This is a genomic window from Caulobacter sp. AP07 (genome assembly GCF_000281955.1).
GTDB lineage: Bacteria > Pseudomonadota > Alphaproteobacteria > Caulobacterales > Caulobacteraceae > Caulobacter.
The window spans coordinates 135,357-150,628 of the sequence record NZ_AKKF01000122.1; the positions used below are offsets into that span (position 1 = coordinate 135,357).

A 15,272-nucleotide genomic window follows, 5' to 3' on the forward strand; every position below is an offset into this window, starting at 1 on the left:
AATATGGCACGCCATTTGCCTTGGTTCATTTCAAGATCACTCTGAATTGGACTGAGACAATGCCAGGCTCGATGAACATTGATGTCGCCGACCAGCGTTCCGACGAAGACCTGTTCATGGCGTGCGCCGACGACGAGCCGGGGGCCTTCCGCCAGCTGGTCGACCGGCACCTGCGGATGGTGCGCCGCCTGGCGCTGAACGTGCTGGGCGACGTCCACGAGGCCGAGGACGTCGCCCAGGAGGTCTTCGTCTCGGTGTGGAAGGCGCGGATCGACTGGCGGCCGGACGCGCGGTTCGCGACCTGGCTGCACCGGATCGCCATCAACAAGGCCATCGACCGGCGGCGTTCGTTTCGGGGTGCGCTGCGGATCTCGCCCGAGCCGCAGGACGTCATCACCCGCCTGGCCGACGCCGATCCGCGCGCCGCCGCCCCGGAAGACGCTCAAGGCCGCCTCGAGCGGATGGAAAGCGCCAAGGGGTTGCGGCGGGCCCTGGAGCGGCTTCCCGCCAGCCAGGCTCAGGCCCTGACCCTGTTCTATTTCGAGGAGCTGGACGTTAGTAGAATCGCTGACGTCATGGACTGTTCGGAACAGGCGGTGCGGTCGCTCCTCAAACGGGGGCGGCAGGCGCTGAAATCAACTCTCCAGAAACAGAAGAAGATCTGTAGCCATGGACATCGCCCGGTTCAAAGCCAACCTCAACGCCCTGGGAGCCGATCTTGAGCGCTGGCCCCCGGACGAGGCCGAGGCGGCCGTCGCCCTGCTCGCCGCCTCCACGCCGGCCCAGGACCTGTTCGCCCGCGCCACCGCCGATGACCTGCTGCTGTTCGGCGACGCGGGGCCGGACGTCGACGGCCTGACCGACGCGACGCTCCAGCGCATCGACTCTGAAACATAACGGCCATGTTCCCGCCCTGACTCGCAAGCCTGGCCTGTGGCATAAATCGTCGCCATGACCGTGCCCGCGCTCGCCGACAACACCACCGTTCTGCTGGTCGAGGATGACGACGTCCTGCGGCAGGAAATGGCCGGCTACCTGACCGCCCAGGGCTATGCCGTGCGCGAGGCCGACACCGCCGCCGCGGCGCGCGCCGTGCTGGACAGCCGTCCGGTCGACGTGCTGGTGCTGGACGTCAACCTGCCGGGCGAGAGCGGCCTGTCGCTGTGCCGCCAGATCTCGGGAACCGACGGGCCGGCCATCCTGCTGCTCAGCGCCCTGGGCGACCCGGTGGACCGCATCGTCGGGCTGGAACTGGGCGCCGACGACTATGTCGTCAAGCCGATCCCGCCGCGCGAACTGCTGGCCCGGGTCAAGGCCCTGCTGCGGCGCCGGACCGGCGGCGGCAAGAGCGCCCGGAGCACCGTCCACGTCTTCGCCGGCTTCCGGCTGGATGTGGCGGCCCGGCAGCTGACCGCGCCCAACGGCGTGCTGCTGCTGCTGACCCCGGGCGAGTTCACCATCCTTTCGGTCCTGGTCGAGAACGCCCGCTCGGTGGTGTCGCGCGACGAGCTGATGAGCATCATCGCCGGCGAGGCGGTCGAGACCTTCGGCCGCCGGGTGGACCTGCACATCAGCCGCCTGCGCCGCAAGATCGAGGCCCAGTCGGACCAGGAGCTGATCCGCACCTATCGCGGCCTGGGCTACATGCTGGACGCCAAGGTGTCGGTCGAGTGACCGCCGTCGGCCGCCCGCTGCGCCGATGGCCGAGCCCGCCGATCGCCTTCCAGATCCTGGCCCTGCTGCTGGCCGGCCTGATGGTGGCCCAGACCGTGACCCTGATCCTCACCGTGCTGCTGCCGCCGGCCCCGGCCACGCAGCACAGCCTGGCCGACATCGCCGCCGGGCTGCGCGGCGCCGTCCCCGACGACGGCGACGATGACGACCGCCCCCTGGTCCGCACCGTCGAGACGCAACCACCCAGCCTGCAAAGCCCGGGCTGGGTGGCGTCGGAACAGGCCAGCGCCGACCTGGCCCGCCTGCTGAAGGTCGACCGGCGCGACGTCCGCCTGCTGTTCTACGCGCCGCCGCCCTTCGCCGGCACCGAGAGCCGGCGCGGTCACCGCCCGACGCCCCTGGCGGCCCTGCTGACCTCGACGGCCTACGCCCAGACCCCGGCCTCGGGGCCGACGGGCGCCATCCTGCAACGCGACGCCGGCGCCGGCCTCCCCGGTGCGCCGGGCGGGTGGGGCGGCCCCGGCCCGGGGGTCGTCATCGGCGGCATGAGCGCGCGATCGGGCGTCCAGGCCTTCCCGTCCGGAGGGTTCGCCGGGCCGTCGTCCGCCATGCGCTCGCTCGGCGACGGCCCGCGCCAGCGCGCCTTCGTCCGCTCCGGCTTCGGCGGGCCGGTCGGCGTCCCCGGCGGCGCGGGCGGCGGCGTGGTGATCGGCGGCCGGACCTTCGATCGCGCGCCCGCGACCGCGTCCCGCTTCGTGATGACGAAACCCGCGGCCCGCTTCAGCGACCCGCTGTTCAACGCGCCGTTCCGCAGTTCGACGCCGGTGATCGCGCCGGCCAGGCCCGCCCCCCTGGTTCTCGATCCGGTCGCCGACGCGGCGGCCCGCGAGCCCACCCTCAGCCCGCTCGGCCCCGGACCGGTGGTCCGCCTGACGCCGGCCGACGAACCGGTGCGGACCGCCCCGCCGACGCTTCCGCCACCGCCGCCGGCGGCGGCGCGCGCGGCCCCGGCCGAGCCCGACAACGCCGTCACCGGTCGCGCCCTGGCCCCGCCCGTCGCCCGCAGCCTGTTCGGCCTGGCCCCGGCCCCGTTCATCGAGGGCGACTTCGTGGCCGCCCTGAAGGTCGGTCCCGACCGCTGGGTGACCCTGCGGCCCGAGCCCGAGGCCTTTCCCAACAGCTGGCAGCGCCGGGTGCTGATGTGGTTCGCCCTGTCCCTGGCCGTGGTCGCGCCGCTGGGCTGGGTCTTCGCGCGCCGCCTGGCCGCGCCGCTGGCCGGCTTCGCCGCCGCCGCCGAGCGCCTGGGCCGCGACCCGTCCTCGCCGGTGATGGTCAGCGACGGCCCGGCCGAGGTCGGACGGGCCGCCCGGGCGTTCAACGCCATGCAGGCCCGCCTCACCCGCTACATCACCGACCGCACGGCGATGATCGGGGCCATCTCGCACGACCTGCGCACGCCGCTGGCCCGCATGCGCTTCCGGTTGGAGCGGGCCTCGCCCGCCCTGCGGCGCGAGATCGGCCAGGACATCGACCAGATGGAGGCGATGATCAGCTCGGTCCTGGCCTTCATGCGCGACGACGCCGAGGCCGGCGCCCGGCAACGGGTCGACCTGCGCTCGCTGCTGGAATGCGTGATCGACGAGGCCGAGGTCACCGGCGCGGCAATCGAACTGGAGTCCGGCGAACCGGCCGAGGTCGAGGTGTCGGTGCTGGGGCTGCAGCGGGTGTTCGCCAACCTGGTCGACAACGCGGTCAAGTACGGCGACAGCGCCAAGGTGCGGCTCTATGTCGAGGGCGACGAGGCGGTCACCGAGATCCGCGACCAGGGCCCGGGCCTGTCGCCCGACGACCTGGAGCGGGTGTTCACGCCGTTCTATCGCAGCGTCGGGGCCCGCACCTCCAGCAAGCAGGGCGTCGGCCTGGGCCTGTCCACCGCCCGGTCGATCGTCCGGGCCCATGGCGGCGACATCCGCCTGGACCTGCCGGGCGACGGGCTCCGCGTCCAGGTGCGGCTGCCGGTCGCCCGGCCCGGTCCGGCGCGCGCGCGTCCGCCCGCCGAGATGCAGGCCGCCGAATGATCCTGCTGGGAAGCGGCGCCTCTGTGCAAGACACCCGGGCCGGAACCGTGCTTTGCTCCAACCCGTTTCCTAGAGCGCTTCCCGATCTGATGGCATCGGGCCGGGGCGCTCTAGGTTTTTGTTTTGCGCATTTTCTTCACGCGAACCGGTATCCACTTCGCTCGAAAATGCTCTGGTCACGCCCCTTGGAGTTCGCCCATGACCGACATCACCTACACCATCGTCGAACATGACGGCGGCTGGGCCTACAAGCTGGGCGACGTGTTCTCGGAAACCTTCAGGACCCATGACGCGGCCCTGCACGCCGCCCAGCGGGTGGCCGGCGAGCAGCGGGTGGCCGGCGACGAGACGGGCATCGTCTACGAGGACTCCCGGGGCCAATGGCATGAAGAGCTGTCGGCCGGCGACGACCGCCCGACGACGCACGTGGTCGACAAGGCGTAGAGCCTAAGGCCTGGCCGGCGCGGCGTCGGCGGCCTCGCGTTCGACGACGCTCACCCGGACGCTGGTCGACCAGATCTCGACCCGATCACAGCTGCGATGTTCGGCCAGCAGCGCCTGGGCGTAGCGGGCGGCTTCGCTTCGGTTCCCGACGTCGCGCAGGTCGAGGAACGACGCGCGACCGTCGAGGCTGGAAGCGACAAAGGTGTAGGTCTGCCCCATGGTTCGTCACCATCCGTGGGCCGGAAGGATCGCCGGATTGGCGACCGAGCGACATGGGGCGATCTTAGCACAAATCGCGCCAAGCGTCGCCATTAACTATTCTCGCCGTTGGTTTTCCTCGCCACGTCGAGGAGCTGGCGGAGGGCGTGGGCGTGATCGCCGACACTGGCCCCCACCTGACCGCGTCGCGGCCTGTCCGCCCCATCGGGGGCGGAGGGGGACTTCCCCCGCGATACGTGCTAAGCGCGCGCCAACGAAATTCACGAGAGATCCATGGCCCTTAAAGTCGCCATCGTCGGCCTGCCCAATGTCGGCAAGTCCACCCTGTTCAACGCCCTGACGCAAACCGCGGCGGCGCAAGCCGCGAACTATCCGTTCTGCACCATCGAGCCGAACACCGGCGAAGTGGCGGTGCCCGAGCCGCGCCTGGACGCCCTGGCCAGGATCGCCGGCTCCAAGGAGATCATCCCGGCCCGGATCACCTTCGTCGACATCGCCGGCCTGGTGCGCGGCGCCAGCAAGGGCGAGGGCCTGGGCAACCAGTTCCTGGCCAACATCCGCGACTGCGACGCCGTGGCCTTCGTGGCCCGCTGCTTCGAGGACGGCGACATCGTCCACGTCGAGGGCCGCATCGACCCGATCAGCGACCTCGACATCATCGAGACCGAGCTGATGCTGGCCGACCTCGAAAGCCTGGAAAAGCGCGTCCCCGCCCTGGAGAAGCGCGCCAAGGTCGGCGCTGACAAGGAAAGCGCCAACACCCTGCGCCTGGCCAACATCGCCCTGGCCCTGCTGCGCGAAGGCCGCCCGGCCCGCGCCGCCAAGATCGACGCCGACGACGAGAAGGCCTGGCACATGCTGCAGCTGCTGACCGCGCTGCCGGCCCTCTATGTCTGCAATGTCGACGAGGGCAGCGCCGACAAGGGCAACGGCTATTCCGACCTGGTCGCCGCCCGCGCCGCCCAGGACAACGCCAAGGCCGTGGTGATCTCGGCCCAGATCGAGAGCGAGATCGCCCTGCTGGCGTCCGACGAGCGCGCCGAGTTCCTGGAGACCCTGGGCCTGGTCGAGCCGGGCCTCAACCGCCTGATCCGCGAGGCCTACAACCTGCTGGGCCTGCAGACCTATTTCACGGTCGGCCCCAAGGAAGCCCGCGCCTGGACCATCCACGTCGGCGACACCGGCCCGCAGGCGGCCGGCGTCATCCACACCGATTTCGAGAAGGGCTACATCCGCGCCGAGACCATCGCCTTCGACGACTTCGTCAAGCTGGGCGGCGAGAACGGCGCCAAGGAAGCCGGCAAGATGCGGGCCGAAGGCAAGGACTATGTCGTCAAGGACGGCGACGTGATGCACTTCCGGTTCAACGTCTAGCGACGTGATCCGCCGCCGCTCCCGCGCTTCCTTCGGAACCGCCCTGGGGGCGGCGGCGCTGCTGGCGTTCGCCGCGGCCACGCAAGGCCAGGCCGTATCGCCGCCAGCAGCCACGGGCTCCGCCGACCGCATCGTCATCGAGAAGGCGGCGCACCGGATGACCCTGTTCTCGGGGTCGCGGGCCATCGCCCGCTATCGCGTCTCGCTGGGGCGCGGCGGCCTGGCGCCCAAGGCCCGCGAAGGCGACCGGCGCACGCCCGAGGGCGACTACCGCATCACCGGCCGCAATTCCAACAGCGCCTATCACCGGTCGCTGCGCATCGGCTACCCGACCCCGGCCCAGGCCGCCGAGGCCCGCCGGCGCGGCGTGAAACCCGGCGGCGACATCATGATCCATGGCCTGCCCAATGGTCGCGGCGCATTCGCCAAGCTCTTCGCCGGCCAGGACTGGACCGACGGCTGCATCGCCGTCACCGATCCCGAGATGGACGAGATCTGGCGATTGACCCGGGACGGCGCGGCCGTCCACATCGCTCCCTAGTCACAAGACCCGCACAAGGCGCTCCCATGACCGACACCGTGACCCTGACCTCCGCCGTCGACGGCTTCGTCTTCACCGCCGGCCACGCCCAGCCCCAGGGCGCGCGCAAGGGCGGGATCGTGGTGGTGCAGGAGATCTTCGGCCTCGACCAGTACATCCAGGCCGACATCGCCCGCTGGGCGGCCCTGGGCTTCGAGGTGCTGGCCCCGTCGCTGTTCGACCGCGCCGTCCCCGGCTACCTCGGCGGCCGCGAGCCGCAGGACTTCCAGACCGGCGTCGCCCACGTCGGGACGGTGGGCCTCGACAAGATGCTGTCGGACATCCAGGCCTGCATCGACGACCTGGCCCCGCGCGGCCCGGTGTTCGCGGTCGGCTACTGCCTGGGCGGTTCGCTGGTCTGGCTGGCGGCCAGCAAGCTGAAGGGCCTGGCGGCGGGTTCGGCCTATTACGGCAGCATGATCGCCGCCAACGCCGACCTGCCGCTCAACGCGCCGGTCATCGTTCACCTGGGCCGCAAGGACGGCCACATCCCGGCCGACGCGGTGAAGGCCAAGCTGGCCGACGCCCATCCCGAGGTTCCCGTCCACATCTACGAGAACAGCGGCCACGGCTTCAACAACGACGGCCGGCCCGAGTCCGACCTGGACGACGCCAAGCTGGCCCGCGAACGGAGCCTGGCGCTGTTCGCGGCGAACGGCGCGGGATGACGCCCCCAGCCTTGCATTGCCGCCGCCACTTCGTGCAACCTCCGGCCTAGTCCATATCCTTGGGGGGTTACACGATGCGGAAGATAATCGGCCTGGCCCTGAGCGCCGGGATCGCGATGCTGGGCGGGGCCGCGCTGGCGCAGACCGTGCCGCCGCCGCCCGCCGCGCGAGCGGCCATGCAGCAGTACGACCAGATCAAGCTGTATGAGGCCATGCGTCCGAACGCCCGGCTGGTACCGCGCGAGTCGGGCAATCCGCTTCAGGTCAAGGCCGCCGCCAAGATGGCCGCCGACCTGCGGGCGCCGTGCGAGGTGGTGGACGCCGCGCCCCTTTCGACCCGGCCGACCAAGTCCCCGGAGTTCGAGATCGTCTGCAAGGACGCCTTGGGCTGGATCATCAGCAAGTCCGCCGATGGCAAGCCGCAGCTCAACGACTGCCTGGCGCTGGACACCGCAGCCTTCGCGGCGGGCAAGGCGTGGCCCCTGGGCATGGTCTGCTCCTTGCCGGGCAACGCTGCGCCGGTGGCCGGGCTTCGGCCGATCGCGGCCAAGGTCGCGCCGGGCTGCGCCCTGAGCAACGGGACGTTCCTCGGCGGCGGCGGTCAGCCGGCGATCCTGCGCTACGAGATCCGCTGCAAGAGCGGCGCGGGCTATATCGTCGACACGCCGGCCCCGGGCTCGGCCGCGCCCCTTTCGTCGCTCACCTGCGACGAGGCCAAGGCGGCGGGCGTGGCTTGCACCCTCGCCGGCAAGACGCATGGCTGAGGCGGGCGAGCGCGTCACCCTGACGGCGGCCGACGGCTCGCCCGTTGCCGCCTACCACGCCACGCCCGGCGACGCCCGGCGCGGGGGGCTGGTGATCCTGCACGCCATCTGGGGCGTCACGCCCCACATCCGGGCCCTGTCCGACGGCCTGGCCGACCAGGGTTACGAGGTGATCGCCCCCAGCCTGCTGGACGACGCCGAGACCCCCTTCCCCGAGGTCGACGTCGATCCGCCTGGGCTGGACGCCCGCATGGCCCTGGGCGAGGCCGGCGGCTGGGGCGTCGCGGCCCTGCCGCGCGTCCAGGCGGCGATCGACGCCCTGGCCGGCCCCGACGGGCTTGGGGGCCCGGTGTTCGCCATGGGCTTCTGCTTCGGCGGCACGACGGCCTGGCTGGCGGCCGGCCGGTGCGAGGGCCTGAAGGCCGTGTCGTGCTTCTACGGCGGCGACATCGTCCGCTATGTCGACGACACGCCGAAGGTCCCGACCATCCTGCATTTCGGCAAGACCGACCCGCTGATCCCGCCCGCCGACGTGGCGGCCATCACCGCGGCCCACCCCGACCTGCCGGTCTGGCTGTACGAGGCCGGCCACGCCTTCGTCGCCCCGAACGGCCACCACCCCGACAGCGCCAGGCTGGCGATGCTGCGGACGTTGCAGCTGTTCCAGCGGGCGGGGGGATCGAAGGGCGAGGTCTAGGCGGGATCGACCGGCGCTTGCCCGTCACGCCGCTTGGCTCGATAGTCCGCGCTCCGGCCGACGGGGCCCGCCAAGAAGGACGACGATGGACAGCGCGAAGATCGGACGTCGAAGCCTGCTGGGAGCCGCCGGGCTGCTGGTGGCCAGCCCCCTTCCCGCCTGGGCGGCGGCGCGAAAGCCCCGGGTGGTGATCCAGACCGACCATGGCGCGATCGTCGTGGAGCTGGAGTCCGAGAAGGCCCCGATCACCTCGGCCAATTTCCTGCGCTATGTCGACGCCCGCAAATATGACGGCGGCACGTTCTATCGCGCCTCGCGCACCAAGGGCGTCAAGGGCGCCGGCTCGATCCAGGGCGGCCCTCCCGTGCGGGTCCGGCGCTTCGCCCCGATCGCCCACGAAAGCACCCGGATGACCGGGCTGAAGCACCGGGCCGGGACGATCTCGGTCGCCCGCAACGCCCCGGGCACGGCGACGGCGGATTTCTTCATCTGCGCCAGCCCAGCCCCCTATCTGGACGCCCACCCCGGCGCGCCCGGCGACAACCAGGGCTTCGCGGCCTTCGGGACCGTGGTCGAGGGCATGGCTGTGGTGAAGACGATCCTCGCCCTGCGATCGGACGGTCCGGCGCCGTTCCCGGTGATGAAGGGCCAGATCCTGAACCCGCCGGTCCAGATCCTCGGCATGAAGCGCCAGGCCTGAGACGCCCACGGCGGCCGCGCCCGTCCGACCCGCCTTGCGCTCCGGAAAAATTCCCGCCTAGGTATAGCCGACACGGACGGGGATGACGCGTATGACCGAGACGGGATCGAAGGCCTGGACGGCGCTGGGCGAGGGTCCCGCGTCCGACCAACTCCTCCCCCATGTCGACCGGCCTCCTTGGCCCGAGGTGACGGACGAGACGCTTCGCTATGGCTTCGTCAGCTATACGCCGGCCGCCGCCCCGAGCGCCTTCTTCGCCGCGCTGGTCGCCGCCCGATCCCGGAGGGATCAGGCCCAGGCCGAGGCGCTGAAGTTCGTCGAGGGCCAGGAGCCCTATGCGGGCGCGTTCGTCGCCCGGCTGGGCGACCTTGCGGGACCGGTCCGCGACTTTCCGCGGGTGGCCGCCGCCCTGCAAGCCGACGCGGTCAAGCCCGCGAGCTGGCTGAAGGCGGTCAAGGTCGACCTGGACGCCCTGCTGGCGCGCCATGGCGGCGAACCCGGATACTTCGCCAGTCCCGGCTATCGCGAGGCCATCGACCGGATCTGGCAGAGCTATTTCGCGCTGGTGGTGCTGCCGGGCTACGACCAGGCCCTGTTGGCGGACCTGGCGCGGAGCCTGTGGCTGGCGCACCTCGTCGACCTGGCCGTGGCGCCTGGCGCCTCCACGTCCAAGGGCGTGACCGTCCTCGACCTGACCCCAGGGCAGGTCACCCAGTTGGCCAACGCGACCATCGTCCTGCCCAGCGCGGTCTTTCCCCTGTCGCCGTCCCGCTGATCAACGATCTCGAGCTCTCGCCGCGCGACGGCGGCGAGGAACAGGCCGGGGCCACTTGGGAGGTGGTCGCGCCGGCCGCGATGCCGGCGCCGGACGACGCGCCCGCTAGTTCGGCGTGATCGCCCCCGCCGCCGGCCAGGGGCTGTCACCGACCCGCTTCAGGGTCATCTCGAAGAACGCCATCGGCGGCTGGCCCTCGACCACGCGCTCGCCGACCTCGTGCCAGACGCCGTCCTGGGCGGTGATCGTGTAGCGGATCGTCGCCGGGCCGGCCGGGATGGTCCAGACCGCCCCCGTGGGGGTCAGGGTCATCGGGAAGTCGCCGACCTGGCCCATGGCGTAGGAGCGCATGCTGTAGGCGGCCTTGTCGGGATCGTAGGAGATGATCCCCAGGGCGTTGAAGCCGGTCGAGCCGTCGGCCCTGTAGCTGCGCCCCTCGACCACGTGCACCGCGCCGTCCAGCAGCGGACCGCTGCGTTCGGTCTGGATGACCTCGATCTTGCGGCCGCCGGGACCGGTGGTCACGGCCGGGCCGCGCCAGACGCCGTCCATCCAGGCCAGGGCCTTCATCGCCGCCTTCTGCTGGGCGATCCGCGCCGTCGGGTCCGGCGGGCTCTGGGCCAGGACCGAACCGGCGCAGGAGGTCAGGGTCAGGGTGAGCGCGATCACGGACAACGGACGCATGGGATGCCTCGGCGGAAGGTTGGCGTTGAATTCAGATAACTCTGCAATACAGAGACCTCTGAGTCAAACGTCGTTCTGCGAAACCGTCGCCGGGATGGGTCGCCCGGCGGCGAAACCTTGGCTAGGATCGCGCCATGCGTCGCCCCGTCCCCCTGCTGGCCCTGAGTCTCCTGGCGGCCAGCGGCGGACCCGCCCTGGCCGGGCAGACCGCCTGCTGGTTCGAGAACGGCGCCGTGGTCGTCCCCGCCGCGATCGGCGAGGTGGCCGGCGACTATGTGCTGGACCTGTCGGCGCCCCACACCCTGCTGCACGAAACCGCCGCCCAGCGCGCGGGCTTCGCGGAGACGTCCCTGTCCCTGCCGGTGCGGCTGGCCGGCCAGCGGACGGCGGCGGCGCCGGTGGCGGTCCAGGACCTCGACTATCGCGGCGTCGGCTTCGTCACGCCGATCGCCGGGGTGATCGGGGCCGATATCCTCGACCGCTATGTGGTGACCCTGGACTTCGCGCCGTGCCGCCTGACCCTGGAACCGCTCAAGCGGCGCGGGGAGCCGCCGCCCGGGGCCCTGGCGGTCGCCATGGTCGGCGGCGTGCCGACCGTGCTGGCGGCGGCCTCCAACGGCCTGAGGGGCGTCTCCGGCCCCTTCGCCCTCGACACGGCCTCCCGGGGCGGCGTCCGGGCCCGCGGGGCGGCCGACGCGCCGCGGCAAAAGCCGGCCGGAACCCTGCGGGGACTGTCGCTGGACGGCGTCCTGCGCCAGGACGTCCCGGCCGTGGTGGCGGGCGCCCTGCCGGACGGGGTGGTGGGGGCGATCGGCGTCGAGGTGCTGGCCGCCTACCGCCTGAGGCTCGACCCCGAGGCGCTGCGCCTGTGGCTGACGCCGCAAGAAAAAGGGCCCGGCGTTTCCGCCGGGCCCTGATCTTTTCCGCGGGTCGAACCGATCAGTGGGACTCGTTCTTCCAGACCTTGCGGTAGCTGACATAGAGCAGGCCCGAGAACAGCAGCAGGTACAGGATCACGGCGAAGCCGGTCTGCTTGCGTTCGTCCATCTTCGGCTCGGCGGCCCACATCAGGAAGGCCGAAACGTCCTTGGCCTGCTGGTCCAGCGTCGACGGCGTGCCGTCGTCGAAGGTCACCTGGCCGGCCTTGAGCGGCGGGGCCATGGCGATGAAGCCGCCCGGGGGCACGTGCTTGTGGTCGCCCGACCAGTAGGAGGTCAGGTCGCCCGGCATGTACGGGTTGTAGTGCTGGCCGGGGCCGATCTTCAGGCCGGCCGGCGCGTCCTTGTAGCCCGTCACGATCGAATAGATGTGGCGGGGGCCTTCCTCGCGGGCCTTGGCCAGCAGCGACATGTCCGGCGGCAGGGCCCCGCCGTTGCTGGCGCGGGCCGCGGCCTCGTTCGGGAACGGCGAGACGAAGCGGTCGGCCGGGGTGGCCGGACGCTTGATCGGGTCACCGGTCTCGCTGTCAATATCGGCGACCTCGTAGTCCTTGGCGATCGCCTTGACGTACGGGTTGTCGTTCGAGGTCTTGCCGTGCTTGGCCGAGTATTTCTCGTCGTAGAACGGACCGCCCTTGTCGCCGAGGTTGCGGAAGCTGACCAGGCTCATCGCGTGGCAGGCCGAGCAGACCTCGCGATAGACCTTGTAGCCGCGCTGCAGCTGGGCCTGGTCGAACTTGCCGAACGGGCCGTCGAAGGACCACTTGACCTCCTTGGCCGGCAGCGGGTGACCGCTGGCCAGGGCCGGTCCGGCGACGCCGGCCGTCAGGAGACCCGCGACCGCTGCGATGACGGAGAGTTTGCGCAGCATCGAGATCAGCCCTTCATTTCAGGCGCGGCGGTCGCTTCGGCCGGAACGGTGGCCGGATGCGACAGGGCGGGAGAGGCGATGGAGTCCGGCACCGGCAGGGTCTTTTCGGTCAGGCCCAGCACCGGCAGGATCACCAGGAAGAAAGCGAAATAGTAGAGCGCGGCCAGGCGCGACAGCCAGACGAAGCTGTTCAGGTCGGCGTCGCCGGCGTTGAACGTCGTCAGGCCGGGGATGACCGGGTCGGCCGGCAGCTTGGCGCCGCACAGGCCCAGGATGCAGCACGCCACCACGAAGATGAAGAAGTGCACCTTGGCGGTCGGGCGGTAGCGCATCGAGCGCACCTTGGAGGTGTCCAGCCACGGCAGGGCGAACAGGCAGGCGATGGCGCCGAACATGGCCAGCACGCCCATCAGCTTGTCCGGCACGGCGCGCAGGATCGCGTAGAACGGCAGGAAGTACCATTCCGGAACGATGTGCGACGGCGTCACCAGCGGGTTGGCCGGGATGTAGTTGTCGGCGTGGCCCAGGGCGTTGGGCATGAAGAAGACGAACCAGGCGAAGAGGATCAGGAAGACGCTCATCGCGAAGCCGTCCTTCACCGTCGCGTACGGGGTGAAGGGCAGGACGTCGGCCTTCGACTTGGGCTCGACGCCGGTCGGGTTGTTCTGGCCGACCACGTGCAGGGCCCAGATGTGCAGGATCACCACGCCGGCGATCATGAAGGGCAGCAGGTAGTGCAGCGAGAAGAAGCGGTTCAGGGTCGGGCTGTCGACGGCGAAACCGCCCCACAGCCAGGTGGTGATGGCCGGACCGACGACCGGCAGGGCCCCGAACAGGTTGGTGATCACGACCGCGCCGTGGAAGCTCATCTGGCCCCAGGGCAGCACGTAGCCCATGAAGGCGGTGGCCATCATCAGCAGGTAGATCACGCAGCCCAGGATCCACAGCACTTCGCGCGGGGCCTTGTAGGACCCGTAATAGAGGCCGCGGAGCATGTGCACATAGACGGCGATGAAGAACATCGACGCCCCGTTGGCGTGCATGTAGCGGATCAGCCAGCCGTAGTTCACGTCGCGCATGATGTGCTCGACGGAGGCGAAGGCGTGGTCCGCGCCGGGGTTGTAGTGCATCACCAGGATGATGCCGGTGATCAACTGGGCGGCCAGGCACAGCGACAGGATGCCGCCGAAGGTCCACCAGTAGTTCAGGTTCCGCGGCGTGGGGTAGTCGACGAAGCTGTCGTAGCCCAGGCGCACGATCGGCAGACGAGCGTCGAGCCAGCGCTCGATACCGGTCTTGGGTTCGTAGGTCGAATGTCCGCTCATCTCTCTTAGCCGATCTTGACCTTGGTGTCGGAAAGGAAGGCGTACTCCGGAACCGCCAGGTTCTTCGGAGCCGGGCCCTGACGGATACGACCCGAGGTGTCGTAGACCGAGCCATGGCACGGGCAGAACCAGCCGCCGTACTCGCCGCCGCCGAAGGTCGGGACGCAACCCAGGTGGGTGCAGCTGCCGATCAGGACCAGCCAGTTGGCCTTGCCGGGCTTGACCCGTTCGGCGTCGGTCTGGGGATCCTTCAGCGCCGCGTGGTCGTCCTTGACCGCCGCGGCGATCTCGGCCGGCGTGCGGTTGCGGACGAACAGCGGCTTGCCGCGCCACTTCACCGTCACCTGCTGACCGGCCGCGACCTTGGACAGGTCGAACTCGATCGAGGCGAGGGCCAGCGTGTCGGCCGACGGGTTCATCTGGTCGATGAACGGCCAGGCGATCGAGGCCGCGCCGCCGGCGGCGACCGCGATCGTCGCGATGTAGATGAAATCCCGGCGGCTGGGGTCGGACCCCTGCGCCGGATCAGTTTTTGCGCCCACGGCGGTGTCGGCCACCCAAGTCACCCTTCGATGCCGCCGCGCCGTCAAGGACGGCCCGGCCTGGAGAAACGCCTGTCGGCGCATACTGTCTGGACCCGCGAACGGGTCCTCGTCACAAGTAGCAAAAGCGGACCGTCCTATCGGACCTGCGGACGAAGTCCGCAAGCCCTTTCGATTCGCAGCAAATGCCCCTGCTGGCTCTATGGTGGTTCGCTTAGAATGCGGCTCGCGCTTTTTCAACCCGGCATTCCTCAGAACGTGGGCGCCGCGATCCGATTGGGCGCCTGCCTGGGGGTGGGGCTCGACGTCATCGAACCCTGCAGTTTCCCCTTGGACGACAAGAGCTTGAAGCGCGCGGCCCTCGACTACGGCCCGCTGACTCACATGACGCGGCACGCCTCGTGGGAAGCCTTCCTCGCCGCGCCGGAGCGCCGGCAAGGCCGTTTGCTGCTGTTCACGACCAAGGCGACGGCGCCCTTCCACAAGTTCACCTTTCAGGCAGGCGACACCCTGTTGTTCGGCAACGAGAGCCGCGGCGCGCCGCCGGAAGTCCACGACGCCGCCTTCGCGCGGCTGACGATTCCCTTGCGGCCGGAAGCGCGGTCGATGAACCTGGCGACCACGGCGGCCATGGCCCTGGGCGAGGCGCTGCGGCAGACGGACGGGTTTCCGGGGGACTGACGGCCGGGGACATGCACTCACGGCAGAGAGTTTGGGGACCTTCCGAGACGACCGCGTGAGTGCGTGTCCCCATCCGCATCCAGGGCGTTTCAAGCCGTCCGTGTTCCGAACAGGTAACGCAGCGGATGACGTTGGGGACACGCACTCACGGCAAACACCCTGCAACCCGGCCAAGGCCGTGGCGTGAGAGCATGTCCCCTCCCCCCTACGCGCTCTTCCCTATTTGCGCCTCGGCCGCCAAACGCCTAATCCGCCTGC

General features: G+C 70.4%; 19 protein-coding genes. 14 read left to right on the forward strand and 5 right to left on the reverse strand.

What is annotated here, in order from left to right; translation table 11 throughout:
• Nucleotides 1–71: 71 nt before the first annotated feature.
• The 5 genes from PMI01_RS07095 to PMI01_RS07115 all read left to right on the forward strand — a co-directional run bounded on the left by PMI01_RS07095 (nt 72) and on the right by PMI01_RS07115 (nt 4,196).
• Nucleotides 72–722, forward strand: a complete 651-nt coding sequence (locus PMI01_RS07095) for an RNA polymerase sigma factor (protein ID WP_238537015.1) — start codon at nt 72–74, stop codon at nt 720–722.
• Entirely contained in the window at nt 670–897 is a 228-nt protein-coding gene (locus PMI01_RS07100; RefSeq protein WP_007666166.1) for a hypothetical protein, read from the forward strand. Before PMI01_RS07095 ends, PMI01_RS07100 begins: the two co-directional genes overlap by 53 nt.
• Before the next feature lie 54 nt (nt 898–951).
• Nucleotides 952–1,674: a response regulator gene (locus tag PMI01_RS07105; protein WP_007666169.1), complete on the forward strand. Its 723-nt coding sequence runs from the start codon at nt 952–954 to the stop codon at nt 1,672–1,674.
• Complete coding sequence (locus PMI01_RS07110) at nt 1,671–3,752, forward strand: sensor histidine kinase (protein WP_007666170.1); 2,082 nt, start codon at nt 1,671–1,673, stop codon at nt 3,750–3,752. Before PMI01_RS07105 ends, PMI01_RS07110 begins: the two co-directional genes overlap by 4 nt.
• Nucleotides 3,753–3,950: 198 nt before the next feature.
• Nucleotides 3,951–4,196 (forward strand): DUF2188 domain-containing protein, encoded by a 246-nt coding sequence (locus tag PMI01_RS07115; protein ID WP_007666172.1) that lies wholly within the window; start codon nt 3,951–3,953, stop codon nt 4,194–4,196.
• Between the two features lie 3 nt (nt 4,197–4,199).
• On the opposite strand, the gene PMI01_RS07120 is transcribed toward PMI01_RS07115, so the two are convergent.
• Nucleotides 4,200–4,415 (reverse strand): hypothetical protein, encoded by a 216-nt coding sequence (locus tag PMI01_RS07120; RefSeq protein WP_007666174.1) that lies wholly within the window; start codon nt 4,413–4,415, stop codon nt 4,200–4,202.
• 273 nt (nt 4,416–4,688) lie between these two features.
• On the opposite strand from PMI01_RS07120, the gene ychF reads away from it, so the two are divergent.
• The 7 genes from ychF to PMI01_RS07155 all read left to right on the forward strand — a co-directional run bounded on the left by ychF (nt 4,689) and on the right by PMI01_RS07155 (nt 9,973).
• Nucleotides 4,689–5,789 carry a redox-regulated ATPase YchF gene (gene ychF / locus PMI01_RS07125; RefSeq protein WP_007666175.1) on the forward strand — a complete coding sequence of 367 codons (1,101 nt, stop codon included), beginning with the start codon at nt 4,689–4,691 and terminating at the stop codon, nt 5,787–5,789.
• Nucleotides 5,790–5,793: 4 nt separating this feature from the next.
• Nucleotides 5,794–6,330 carry a L,D-transpeptidase family protein gene (locus tag PMI01_RS07130; RefSeq protein ID WP_007666177.1) on the forward strand — a complete coding sequence of 179 codons (537 nt, stop codon included), beginning with the start codon at nt 5,794–5,796 and terminating at the stop codon, nt 6,328–6,330.
• A 26-nt stretch (nt 6,331–6,356) separates the two neighbouring features.
• Nucleotides 6,357–7,037, forward strand: a complete 681-nt coding sequence (locus PMI01_RS07135) for a dienelactone hydrolase family protein (protein ID WP_007666179.1) — start codon at nt 6,357–6,359, stop codon at nt 7,035–7,037.
• A gap of 74 nt (nt 7,038–7,111) precedes the next feature.
• Nucleotides 7,112–7,801 (forward strand): hypothetical protein, encoded by a 690-nt coding sequence (locus PMI01_RS07140; protein ID WP_007666181.1) that lies wholly within the window; start codon nt 7,112–7,114, stop codon nt 7,799–7,801.
• On the forward strand, nt 7,794–8,498 hold the full coding sequence (locus PMI01_RS07145) for a dienelactone hydrolase family protein (RefSeq protein ID WP_007666183.1): 705 nt from the start codon (nt 7,794–7,796) through the stop codon (nt 8,496–8,498). The genes PMI01_RS07140 and PMI01_RS07145 overlap by 8 nt, the downstream gene beginning before the upstream one ends.
• A gap of 85 nt (nt 8,499–8,583) precedes the next feature.
• A complete protein-coding gene (locus PMI01_RS07150; protein WP_007666185.1) occupies nt 8,584–9,198 on the forward strand; it encodes a peptidylprolyl isomerase in 615 nt (204 codons plus the stop codon).
• A 91-nt stretch (nt 9,199–9,289) separates the two neighbouring features.
• Nucleotides 9,290–9,973: a hypothetical protein gene (locus PMI01_RS07155; protein WP_035035140.1), complete on the forward strand. Its 684-nt coding sequence runs from the start codon at nt 9,290–9,292 to the stop codon at nt 9,971–9,973.
• Between the two features lie 105 nt (nt 9,974–10,078).
• Here the strand turns inward: PMI01_RS07155 and PMI01_RS07160 are convergent, their stop codons facing one another.
• Nucleotides 10,079–10,657, reverse strand: a complete 579-nt coding sequence (locus tag PMI01_RS07160) for a hypothetical protein (RefSeq protein ID WP_007666189.1) — start codon at nt 10,655–10,657, stop codon at nt 10,079–10,081.
• Nucleotides 10,658–10,791: 134 nt separating this feature from the next.
• Here PMI01_RS07160 and PMI01_RS07165 point away from each other — a divergent pair, with 134 nt between their 5' ends.
• On the forward strand, nt 10,792–11,574 hold the full coding sequence (locus PMI01_RS07165) for a hypothetical protein (protein WP_007666191.1): 783 nt from the start codon (nt 10,792–10,794) through the stop codon (nt 11,572–11,574).
• 22 nt (nt 11,575–11,596) lie between these two features.
• Here PMI01_RS07165 and PMI01_RS07170 read toward each other — a convergent pair whose 3' ends face one another.
• Genes PMI01_RS07170 through petA form a run of 3 tightly spaced genes read right to left on the reverse strand, consistent with a single transcriptional unit; the run spans nt 11,597 to nt 14,348 of the window.
• Nucleotides 11,597–12,466, reverse strand: coding sequence for a cytochrome c1 (locus PMI01_RS07170; protein ID WP_007666193.1), 870 nt, complete (start codon nt 12,464–12,466; stop codon nt 11,597–11,599).
• Nucleotides 12,467–12,471: 5 nt separating this feature from the next.
• Nucleotides 12,472–13,791: a cytochrome b gene (locus PMI01_RS07175; RefSeq protein WP_007666195.1), complete on the reverse strand. Its 1,320-nt coding sequence runs from the start codon at nt 13,789–13,791 to the stop codon at nt 12,472–12,474.
• 5 nt (nt 13,792–13,796) lie between these two features.
• Nucleotides 13,797–14,348, reverse strand: a complete 552-nt coding sequence (gene petA, locus PMI01_RS07180; protein ID WP_007666197.1) for a ubiquinol-cytochrome c reductase iron-sulfur subunit — start codon at nt 14,346–14,348, stop codon at nt 13,797–13,799.
• A gap of 204 nt (nt 14,349–14,552) precedes the next feature.
• On the opposite strand from petA, the gene PMI01_RS07185 reads away from it, so the two are divergent.
• Nucleotides 14,553–15,014, forward strand: a complete 462-nt coding sequence (locus PMI01_RS07185; RefSeq protein ID WP_007666199.1) for a tRNA (cytidine(34)-2'-O)-methyltransferase — start codon at nt 14,553–14,555, stop codon at nt 15,012–15,014.
• Nucleotides 15,015–15,272: the final 258 nt, after the last annotated feature.